This window comes from Bradyrhizobium sp. UFLA05-89 (assembly GCF_059803475.1).
This window is the reverse complement of the sequence record NZ_JBANBA010000106.1, coordinates 21,679-32,785: the sequence shown is the minus strand read 5'-3', so window position 1 is coordinate 32,785 and position 11,107 is coordinate 21,679. Positions and strand designations below refer to the sequence as shown.

Here is an 11,107-nt window from a genome sequence, read left to right as displayed (position 1 = left end):
ACCTCCCGCAGAACAAAAGCGGAAAGTGTAACCCATGTGTCCGGTACGTACCGTCACCTATGTCTCAGGCTGCTCAACCCAGACACGTCTAGACCAGCCCCAGATTCGGTCAGCGTTGCTGTCCGCTGCGTCGCGCGGCGGCAACAGTCATCGTGAAACTTGCACCGCCCTTGTCGTTCGCCGCATTTGTGGCCGCTCTTCCTGGGATTGTGATGTCTATAGATTGCAATCTGAGCTTCGAATTTGGCGCGCCTTCGCACATTCACGCTGGTCCGCGCGGAATTGAAACATTCAGACGGCCGAACCAACTGACACGTCGCGACCTTTCGTTGTTGCCTTTGCCGGGTGTGACAACTGTCCTTGGGGGCGGCGATGAAGTGCGGGTTGTGTCCCTTTGCGCAATCTTTCGTCGCGACGCTTGCAATCCGTTGGTTTTCGAAGTCGCCTCACGTGGACTCTGCTGCGACCGAAGTGCAGGGATATCGCTACCGCGCTACGGTTTGGGCGGCAGTCATGGGCGTGCTGATCGCGTTCGTCAGCCCGGGGGCTGCGCAGGTGGTGCGCGGGCAGAATACGCCGACGATCGCCAAGTCGTTCGGGGCGTCGGCGATCTCGGTTGGCAGCAGCACGACGCTGACGTTCACCGTCACTGGCGCCACTCTTGGAAATACCGGCGTAAATTTCACAGATGCTCTGCCCGGTGGACTTGTTGTCGCCACACCCCCCGGCCTGACCGTCACCGGCGCCGACGCCTCCTGCAATGTCTCCAATGTGACGGCCGCGGCCGGTGCCGCCAGCATCAGCTTGGCGAACGTCTCTTTGGCGTCGAACCAGACGTGCACCGTCGCCGTCAACGTGACGGCCACGTCCACTGGCCAGAAGAACAACTCGGTCAAGGTCTCCTCGGACCAGGGGCCCGGCAACGATGCAACGGCGCACCTGACTGTTGACGCGGCGCCGACCCCTTCGCCCCCCGCAATCGCCAAGAGCTTCGCGCCCTCATCTATTCCACTCGGCGGCACATCGGCGCTCACCTTCACGATCACCAATCCAAATGCTTCGGCAGCACTCACGGGCGTCGCGTTCAGCGACACTCTGCCGGCCGGGCTTACTGTTCCGGCGACCAGCATCGCTCAATGCGGCGGCACGCTAACGACGACCGCGACGAGCATCGCGCTCGCGGGCGCAAGCATTGCAGGAGGCGGGGTCTGCAGCTTCTCGGTCACCGTGACCGGTACCACCACGGGCACCAAGGTCAACAACTCCTCGGCGGTCACATCGACCAATGGAGGGACCGGCAACACCGCCAGCGCGTCGATCGAGGTGACCGCACTGGCTCCTCCTGGACTTTCCAAGAGCTTTGCGCCGGCATCGATTGCCCTCAACGGCACATCGTCGCTCACCTTCACGATCACGAATCCCAATGCTTCGACGGCGCTCACAGGCGTTGCGTTCACCGACGCGTTTCCCGCCGGGCTCCTGGTTGCAACCCCCAGCGGCCTGACCAACTCCTGCGGCGGCACCCTCACCGCGCCTGCCGGCGGCGGCAGCGTCAACCTCTCGGGCGCCACCCTCGCGGCCGCCTCGTCCTGCACGATCTCGCTCAACGTGACCGGCACGACCACCGGAATCAAGGTCAACAGCACATCACCGGTCAACTCAACCAACGGAGGAACCGGAGACAACGCCAGCGCGACGCTCGCGGTGGGCGTGAGCACGTTTCCGCCTGCGATCAACAAGAGCTTCGCGCCGTCACTGATTCCGCTTGGCGGCACATCGGTGCTCACCTTCACGATCATCAACCCCAACCCTGTGCTGGTGCTGTCCGGGGTAGCCTTCACCGATGCTCTTCCGGCCGGGCTGACTGTTCCGGCTGCCAGCATCGCTCAATGCGGCGGGACGCTTACGACCACAGGCACGAGCATCGCGCTCGCGGGCGCAAATATTACGGGAGGCGGGGCCTGCACCTTCTCGGTTACCGTAACCGGCACCACCATCGGCACCAAGGTCAACACAACCTCGAACGTCACCTCGAGCAATGGAGGGACTGGCAACACCGCCAGTTCGTCGCTTCAGGTGACCGAACTGGCTCCTCCTGGGCTTTCCAAGAGCTTCGCGCCTGCATCGATTGCAGTTGGCGGTACGTCGTTGCTCACCTTCACGATCACCAATCCCAATGCTTCGACGGTGCTCACGGGGATCACATTCACCGACGCGTTTCCCGCCGGGCTCCTGGTTGCGACCCCCACCGGCCTGTCCAGCACCTGCGGCGGCACCCTCACCGCGCCTGCCGGCGGCGGCAGCGTCAACCTCTCGGGCGCCACCCTCGCGAGCGCCTCGTCCTGCACGATCTCGATCAACGTGACCGGCACGACCGCCGGCATCAAGGTCAACGCCAGCTCACCGATCAGTTCGACCAACGGAGGGAGCGGAGACAGCGCCAGCGCGACGCTCACGGTCAATACGTCGCTCTCTCCGAGAGTCCAAAAAGCATTCGGCGCCGCGTCGATTGCGGCGGGCGGCGTAACCTCGCTGACGTTCACGGTCGTCAATCCCAACCCGAGCTCCGCGCTCACCGGCGTCGCGCTCACCGACAGATTCCCGGCCGGGCTCCTGGTTGCGAGCCCCAACGGCCTGACCGGCTCGTGCGGCGGCGGCTCCATCACGGCGACCGCAGGTGGCGGCAGCGTCAGCCTCACGGGTGCGACGCTCTCGCCCGCTGCGTCCTGCACGTTTTCGGTCAACGTGACGGGAACGACCGTCGGATCGCTGACCAACGTCACGGACCCCGTCACGTCCACGAACGGCGGAACAGGCAACACCGCGAATGCCTCCATCACCATCAGCGTGCCGGCGGACAGCGGGCACCTGCGCGATTTGCAGCTCACGGTCACCAAGATCGAGGCCCACGCTTCGGGCGCCGCGGTCTCCGGCGCAGTCGATGAGGCGATTGCGGATGGCTTTACCGACTGCGCGGGCCCGCAGATGCCGGTCAAGGCGAGCGGCGGCGGCCTGCGCTTCAAGTTCGGCTGCGAGCTCCAACCCCCGCCGACCAAGGGGATGCCGCCGGTCGTGCTCGCACCACCTTTGTGGCTGGCCTGGGCCGACATACGCGGCAGCGACTGGAATACCAGCCAGCAGACCGGCGATATCCGCGGTGGACAGATCAATGCGCTGTTCGGAATATCGCATCGCCTCACGACCGATATTCTGATCGGCGCATTCGGCGGCTATGAGAGCTTCGACTACACCTCGCAGCTGCTCGACGGTCGTTTAAAGGGTGACGGGTGGACGGCCGGCGGATATTTCGGCTGGCGCTTCCTGCCGGGCATGCGATTCGACGCCAGCCTGGCGCGCTCGGGAATTAGCTACAATGGCACCGCCGGAACGGCATTCGCGACGTTCCCGGGGCAACGCTGGCTCGCGACGGCGTCGCTGATCGGCGTCTACAAGACGCATTACGGCTTCGAGATTGAGCCCTCACTCAAGGTCTATGCCTTGTGGGAGCGCGAAGACTCCTACACGGACAACTTTGGCATCGCGGAGAGCTCACGAACCTTCTCGGAAGGCCGCGCGAGCGCCGGCGCAAAAATCATGTACCCGTGGCTATGGACGACCACGGTCAAGCTCATGCCTTATGTCGGCCTCTACGCCGACTATTATTTCAACCGCGACGACGCAACGCTTCCGGTCGGGCCGCTGCTGCAGGCGACCCAGTTCTTGCAGGGCTGGTCGGCGCGCGTCACCACCGGCGTCGGCGTGACGCTGGAAACCGGCCCGAGGTTGTCGGTCGATGGCGAGCTTGGAGGGCTCGGGAGCAATCAGTTCACCGTCTGGTCGGTGCGTGGACGCGCGTCGGTTCCGTTCAGCGCAGACTAGATCAGGGCCGGGGCGCCTGGACAAGACTCCGGCCAATAATGCAACGCCGTCCGCTTGCGTGACCAAGGTCACGTAACGCCAGGCCGACTTGTCCTAGCTTGCCGTGGCGTTCGCAAACGGGAGACACGCACATGCGCAAGATCATTCTGGTTGCCGCCATGGTTCTGGCCTCTGCGTCTGCTCAGGCCGCCGGTTCGCGTAGCTTGACGATTGCTTCCGCGGATGATCCGGTCGCGCAGCAGACCACGACCACCGCTGCGCCGCAGGCCTCCAAGCCCACTGAAGCTCCGAAATATGTCGACCGGCCCGCGGCCGTATCCACGACACCGGCGACGACCACAAGTTCGACGTCCGCAACGACGCAGACGCCAGCGGTCTCGACCAAGACTACGGCGAAGATCGACAAGCCGAAGCGCAAGCCTTACTGGACCGAAGGTCGCATCATCGGCGAGCTCCATCGCCACGGGATCTATTGGTAATCCAAAAACGGTAATGGCCGGGAAGCCCGGCCATCATGATCCGTCGAAGCGTACTGGCTTGTCGCGTTACTGCGAAACCGTCTGCACCACGCTCGAGATCGGACGTGCGCTCGAGGTCGGCACCTTCAAATCCTTCAGCAGCGCCTCGTCATATTCCGGCAGCGTCTGGAACGTCGTCTTCGCCTTCATCTGCACGACCTTGTAGCCGCCAGCCTTGAGGCGTGCGAGCAGCGTCGGCAGGGCTTCGGCGGTGTGCTTCTGGAAGTCGTGCATCAGGATGATGCCTTTGCCGAGCTTGTCGAGCTTGGTCATCACGTTGCTGACGATCTTGTCCGGCGTGCTCTCTTTCCGGAAGTCGAACGAATCGAGATCGGTCGAGAACATGGCGACGTTGCGGGTGCCGAAATAGCTCACGATCGCCGGATTGTGCTGAAGCTGGGGGAAGCGGAAGAAAGGCGCGGGGTTGGTCCCGAGCGCGAACTTCACCGCGCTGAAGCCCTTCTCCACCTCGTCCTTGGCCTGTTGTTCCGTCATCTTCTTGCTGTTGAGATTGACGTGCGACCAGGTGTGGGTGCCGACCGTGTGGCCCTGGGCCAGCACCTGGCGCAGGATCTCGGGATGATAGGTGGCGTGCTTGCCGACCGCGAAGAACAGGCCTTTGGTGCATTCGTCTGCGAGCGCCTTCAGCACCGCGGGCGTGTTGTTCGGCCACGGACCGTCGTCGAAGGTCAGCACGACCTCCTTGTCGGTGAGGAAGTCGAACTGCTTGAAATGCTCGAAGCCGAAACCCGGTCCCCCGGTGGTATCGATCTCGACCACGCGGGCGACGCCAAGCGCGTTCGGATTGGCGCAGGTCGACTTCTGCTGAACCGGCAGCGCCGGCGCTGGTGCGGCCGCAGCCGGAGCGCTCGGCGCCGCGGCCGGTCTGCCTGATAGCGCCGCCGTGGTCTCGACGTCGTCCTTGGCCGCAAGCTTTGCCGAGGCCGGCAAAGAGTCCGGCGCGCGGGCAGCCATTGTCTGGGGAGCGGCCTGTTCGGCGCGCGAGGAATAAAAGAACCAACCTCCGGCGATCACGACCGCCGCAATCACACTGGCCGCTAGCAGGCCCAACGCATTACGCATCGCTACTCTTTCCAAATACGCAACCAAACAAGCGGTTTTTCCCCGCGCCGAGCCGATAATGCGAAGGAACAGTTAACGTGACACCAACACGACAGCGGTTGCGGTGGAATTTCAGCGGGGTGCGCCAAAGTGACCGATGTCACGGTCGACGGGCCGGTCGTGACCGTCATCACAGTGGAAACGGTTTTGCCGGATCATCGTAGCTCCCGTTAACGCACCCCGCCCGACGGCGGCGCCAATGGGAGCCCCAAATGACCACCTCGTTCTCGTCCAAAATCCGCGACGCCAGCCTGGCGCTGGGTTTCGCCGCTTTCGTGTCGATCCTGTCCTCGACGACAGGCTTTGCCTACACCGCCGAGGCGCAGCAGATGTGCACCGGTGACGCCTTCCGCCTGTGCTCGTCGGAAATCCCCAACATCCCCGCCATCACCGCCTGCATGTTCAAGCACCGCGCCGATCTCAGCCCCGGCTGCCGTGCCGTGATGGACAAGGACCTCGCCAAGGCGCCGTCGCGCAAGGTCGCCGACGTCCAGGAAGGTGCGCACTAAGACAAGCGCGCGTGGTGATGATGCCATCATCGCGCGCCTGGGCTCCCTCGCGAAGGCCCCGGCGTCCAGACCGGGGCCACTCGCATCTCGCCGGCTCAGCTCATCAACAAAAGCCGTTGCGGCGCGGGAACCACCGCTTTAGCTTCGCCCGCCTATCGTTTCGGGTATGAGGCATTTTTGTGATGAGCAGATTTCTTTTGATTTTTCCATTGGCCCTGATCGCATCGGGTGCGTCAGCGCAGCAGCAGCCGGGCCACGATGCCTGCGCCCGTGACGTCTCGCGCTTCTGCCGTTCCGTGATGAACAACGGCGATTCGGCCGTGCTCGCCTGCCTGAAACAGAACCGCACCCGCCTTAGCAAGGCCTGCGACAAGGTGCTGACCGAGCACGGGCAGTAATTATCGTGGTCCTTCCGGTGAAAAACTAAGTGCTGCTCCCCGCCGCGGTCGCAACCACCGGCAACACCTCGCCGCTGCTGCGGTCCGGCGTCTCTTCCTTCCAGCGTACCGAGCCGAACGGGCGCTCGAGCATACGACGAATCCGCACCGGGTCGGGGCCGATGTGGAAATCGATCGCCTGCTGATGCAGCGCGCGCTCGGACTGGGTCGAGCGGTTGCGCTGGCGCAAATAATCGAGCCAGGTCGGGCAGTGGTAGCGCTCGGTCCACAACTCGGAATCGGCGATGTCGCGCGCGATCGACCAGCCATAGGCGCCGTTGCGCTGCCTGGAGAGCTGCACGTCCTGCATCACATTGTGGAAGGCGCGCGCGTTCTCCTGCGCCACGCGATATTCGATCTCGACCACCAGGGGACCGCTGCGCCCCGTCAGTGACAGCCTCACCTCGGGATCGGCGAGCACCTCGGCGTCCTCGTTGCGCGCGCCGACGCGCGGCATTGCCAGCCATAGTCCCAGCAGCGGCGAGAGCAGCATCAGGCCGGCGGCGGTGAGCAGCGCCATCTCGACGCCGGCATGATCGGTGAGATGGCCCCAGCCCCAGGCGCCGATCGCAATGCCGCCGGAGATCGAGGCCTGGAATGCGGCGAGCGAGCGGCCAGCGACCCAGCGCGGCGCCGAGAGCTGCACGCCGATATTGAACAGCGCCACCGCGGCCATCCACACCGCGCCCGCCAGCACCAGAGCGGCCGCGGTCAGCACGGGCTCGCTGCTGATCGCGATGGCGCCCATCGCAAACGCCATCGAGATCGTGCAGGCGCGGATCGCCGATTCGCCGCTCATGCGCTTGCGCAATTCGTGGATGTTGAGCGCGCCGACCACGGCGCCCATGCCGAACGCCCCGAGCATGATGCCGTAGGTCTGCGCGCCGCCATGCAGGAGGTCGCGCGCGACCAATGGCATGAGCGCCATGATGGCGCCGCCGATCAGGCCCATCACCAGCGTCCGCAACAGCACGATCTTGATCGGCGGCGAATTGGTGATGTAGCGCACGCCGGAGACCATGGCACGGTTGAGCTTTTCCCGCGGCAGGCGCGACGGTTCGGTGGAGCGCCGCCACAGCAGCAGCACGACCAGCAGCGGCAGATAGAGGATCGCGTTGCAGGCAAACGCCGCCACCGCGCCAGCCGCAGCAACGATGACGCCGCCGATCGCGGGGCCGAAGCTGCGCGCGATGTTGTAGCTGATGCCGTTCAGCGCCACCGCCGATGGCAGCGAGTCTGGCGGCACCTGCTCGCTGACCGAGGACTGCCAGGCCGGGCCGAACAGTGCGTTGCCGCTGCCGACGATGAAGCAGAAGGCGAGCAGCGTTTCGGGGGTGATCAGCTTGAGCCCGGCCAGTATCGTGAGCGCGGATGCACCGATCAGCGCGATCGAGAGCGAGATGAGGGTGACGATGCGGCGGTCATACATGTCGGCGATGGCGCCAGCCGGCATCGAGATCAGCATGATCGGCAGCATCAGCGCGGTCTGCACCAGCGCGACCTTGTCGGCCGACGCCGCCATCTGCGTCATCGCCCAGGCTGCACCCACGCCCTGGATCAGGAGTCCGAGATTGGAGAGCAGGCTGGCGAGCCAGATGCGCCGGAATAAGGTATACCGCAGGGGTGCGGTGATGCCGTCATTGGCGAATTTCTGGCGTTTCGGCTGCTCGGTCATATCCCCTTCCAAATGGCTTGCGAGAAATGGTTCGGCGATTCCTGCTTGACCAAGTGATGCCTGCGAAAGTCCTTCGCTGTCCAGTGGTTAGACGGCTATAAGCAGTGCAACCAGGTGGTTTGCCGGGGGAGGAACGACATGAAACTATCGCGACGGACAATCCTGCAGGGCGCCAGCGCGCTGCCTTTCGCGGTTGCGAGCTTGCGGACGTCTGCATTGGCTCAGACCGCGCCCGCAGCGCCAGCCGCCGCTGAGGTGCCGCCGATCCTGTTCGTGCACGGCAACGGCGACTACGGCGCGCTCTGGATGACGACATTATGGCGGATGGAGTCGAATGGCGTTGCGCGCGATCGCATGCTGGCGATCAATTTCACCGATCCCAATGCGCGGGACGTCGACAGCGTCGAACAGCCCAGCCGCTCCTCGACCGAAGATCAGCGCCGCGAGCTGGCCGCTGCGATCGCTGAATTGAAGCGCCGCACCGGCGCTGCGCGCGTCGCGCTGGTCGGCAGCTCGCGCGGCGGCAACTCTATCCGTAACGTCATCAAGAACGGCGGCGCCGGCGATGTCAGTCATGCCGTGCTGTGCGGCACGCCTAACCACGGTGTCTGGGCTACCGACGATGCGCTTGGCAACGAGTTCAATGGGCGCGGCGCCTTTCTGCGCGGCCTGAACGAGGGCGAGAGCGAGGTGACGCCGGGAACGGCCTTCCTCACCCTGCGCAGCGACGGCATGGACAAATATGCGCAGGCCGATGGCCGCTTCATCGGCAAGCCGGGTGTGCCCACCAATGTCACCGCCGAAGGCCCGGAGCTGAAAGGCGCCACCAACCTCGTGCTCGGCGCGCTCGATCATCGCGAGGTCGCGTTTCATCCACGTGCCTTCCGCGAGATCTACAAGTTCATCGCGGGGCGCGAGCCGGAGCGCATCGCGATCGTGCCCGAGAGCAGCGTCAAGTTGAGCGGGCTGGTGATGGGAACGCCCGGTGGCGTGCCGACCAATCGTCCCGTGGAGGGCGCCACCGTCGATGTGTTTCGCGTCGATCCCGCGAGCGGCGAGCGCCAGGGCGGTGCAGTGCATAGCGCAAAGACCGCCGCCGATGGCCGCTGGGGGCCGGCGCAGGTTGAGCCGACCTGGTCGCTCGAATTCGTGCTGACCTCGCCCGGCGCGCCCACGACGCATATCTACCGCTCGCCCTTTCCGCGCTCGTCGGACGTGGTGCACCTGCGTGCCGCGCGCCCGCTCGGGCCGCCCGATGCCGGGGCCGGTGCAGTCCTGATTTTGTCACGGCCGCGCGGCTATTTCGGCCTGCCGCGCGACATCCTGCTGTTCGACGGCAAGGAGCCGGCGGACGTCAAGCCGGGCGTGCCAACGGATACGGCAGCAACCCTGCGACTTCCGGCCACAGACGTCGGGCGTAACGTCGTGGCTGAGTTCAACGAAGAACGGATCGTCGCCCGGGCGTGGTCGGCCGCCGAGAACAGGATTGCGATTGCCGAACTGACTTACTAGCTGTGTGGATGCGGTGGATATGCGGGGAGAGAGCCCATGAATGTCGCCCAGGTACGCCGGCCCATCATTCCGCCGACCCCGCCGCGTGCGCCGGAGGGAATGCCATTCCTCCGCCGCGTTGCGGTGATCCGCAAGAACATGATCGCGACGTGGGCACAGCGCGCCTATGAGGAAGACGTCATCCAGGGCCGCTTCTTCCTCCGCAACAGCTTCATCCTCAACCGGCCGGACTCGATCCGGCACATCCTGCTCAATAATTACGAGAACTATACGCGTACGCCGGCCGGCATCCGGATGCTGCGTCCGGTGCTCGGGCAGGGTCTGCTCATCGCGGAAGGCCAGCCGTGGCGGCACCAGCGTCGAACGCTGGCGCCCGCGTTCACGCCGCATGCCACCGCAAACCTCGTCCCGCACATGACGGCGGTGCTCGACGAGACTATCGCGAAGCTCAAGACGAAAGCCGGTGAGGTCATCGACCTCCGCGAAATCATGCAGCGGATGACTCTCGAGATCGCCGGTCGCACGATGTTCTCGTTCGGCATGGACAAGCACGGCGCGACCTTGCGCAATTTCGTCATGGAATATGGCCAGCGCCTGGGTCGGCCCTATTTCCTCGACATGCTGCTGCCGGTTTCCTGGCCGAGCCCGATGGATTTCGCGCGCGCCCGTTTCCGCAAGCGCTGGACCGCGTTCGTCGCGATGCTGATTGCCGAGCGGCGGGCCGCCGGCAAGAAGGAGGGCGCGCCGCCGCGCGATCTCTTCGACCTCATGGACGAAGCGCGCGATCCCGAGACCGGCAAGGGCTTTTCGGACGAGCAGCTCGTCGACGAGGTCGCAACCATGATCCTGGCGGGTCACGAGACGACCGCGACGGCTCTGTCCTGGGCGCTCTATCTCCTGGCGCTCGATCCCGAAACCCAGGAGGAAGTCGCCTCCGAGACGCGCGGCGAGCACCTGGACAGCATGGCCGATATCGACCGGCAGAAATTCACCCGCGCCGTCATCGAGGAGACCATGCGGCTCTATCCGCCGGCCTTCCTGATCGCGCGCGCGGCGCTCGACAAGGACAACGCCGCGGGTGTCGAGATCAGGAAGGGCGACATCATCATGATCGCGCCATGGCTGCTGCACCGTCACGAAAAGCTCTGGGACCAGCCCAACGCCTTCATCCCCAAGCGCTTCATGTCGGCGACGCCGCCCGACCGCTTCGCCTATCTGCCGTTCGGCGCCGGCCCGCGCGTCTGCATCGGCGCACCTTTTGCGCAGGCCGAGTCGGTGCTGGCTCTGGCCCGGCTGATCGGTGAATTCCGTGTTGAGCTGGCCGACACCGGCCCCGTCATTCCCGTCGGCGTCGTCACGACGCAGCCGGACCATTCCCCCAAGTTCCGTATCACGCCTCGGTGACGAGCCGGTCCTTAGCCGGTCCTTGGGATCGCTGCGCCAACACACTAGATG

The 11,107-nt window shown here is 64.9% G+C and carries 8 protein-coding genes; 6 read left to right on the top strand and 2 right to left on the bottom strand.

Translation table 11 applies throughout. The annotated features are described in order from the left end of the window. The first annotated feature begins 450 nt into the window (after nt 1-450). Both SO139_RS36525 and SO139_RS36520 read left to right on the top strand, forming a co-directional pair. Nucleotides 451-3,879: a DUF7933 domain-containing protein gene (locus SO139_RS36525; RefSeq protein WP_449383399.1), complete on the top strand. Its 3,429-nt coding sequence runs from the start codon at nt 451-453 to the stop codon at nt 3,877-3,879. 131 nt (nt 3,880-4,010) lie between these two features. Further along, entirely contained in the window at nt 4,011-4,358 is a 348-nt protein-coding gene (locus SO139_RS36520; RefSeq protein ID WP_449383398.1) for a hypothetical protein, read from the top strand. A gap of 66 nt (nt 4,359-4,424) precedes the next feature. Here the strand turns inward: SO139_RS36520 and SO139_RS36515 are convergent, their stop codons facing one another. Next, nucleotides 4,425-5,480, bottom strand: a complete 1,056-nt coding sequence (locus SO139_RS36515; protein WP_498541527.1) for a polysaccharide deacetylase family protein — start codon at nt 5,478-5,480, stop codon at nt 4,425-4,427. Between the two features lie 251 nt (nt 5,481-5,731). Between SO139_RS36515 and SO139_RS36510 the strand changes: the two genes are divergently transcribed. Next, nucleotides 5,732-6,028: a hypothetical protein gene (locus SO139_RS36510; protein ID WP_449383396.1), complete on the top strand. Its 297-nt coding sequence runs from the start codon at nt 5,732-5,734 to the stop codon at nt 6,026-6,028. Between the two features lie 182 nt (nt 6,029-6,210). After that, nucleotides 6,211-6,426: a hypothetical protein gene (locus SO139_RS36505; protein WP_449383395.1), complete on the top strand. Its 216-nt coding sequence runs from the start codon at nt 6,211-6,213 to the stop codon at nt 6,424-6,426. A 25-nt stretch (nt 6,427-6,451) separates the two neighbouring features. Here SO139_RS36505 and SO139_RS36500 read toward each other — a convergent pair whose 3' ends face one another. Continuing rightward, on the bottom strand, nt 6,452-8,140 hold the full coding sequence (locus SO139_RS36500; RefSeq protein WP_449383394.1) for an MFS transporter: 1,689 nt from the start codon (nt 8,138-8,140) through the stop codon (nt 6,452-6,454). Between the two features lie 138 nt (nt 8,141-8,278). Here SO139_RS36500 and SO139_RS36495 point away from each other — a divergent pair, with 138 nt between their 5' ends. After that, nucleotides 8,279-9,652, top strand: coding sequence for a hydrolase (locus tag SO139_RS36495; protein WP_449383393.1), 1,374 nt, complete (start codon nt 8,279-8,281; stop codon nt 9,650-9,652). Between the two features lie 36 nt (nt 9,653-9,688). Further along, complete coding sequence (locus SO139_RS36490) at nt 9,689-11,056, top strand: cytochrome P450 (RefSeq protein ID WP_498541526.1); 1,368 nt, start codon at nt 9,689-9,691, stop codon at nt 11,054-11,056. Nucleotides 11,057-11,107 lie beyond the last annotated feature (51 nt).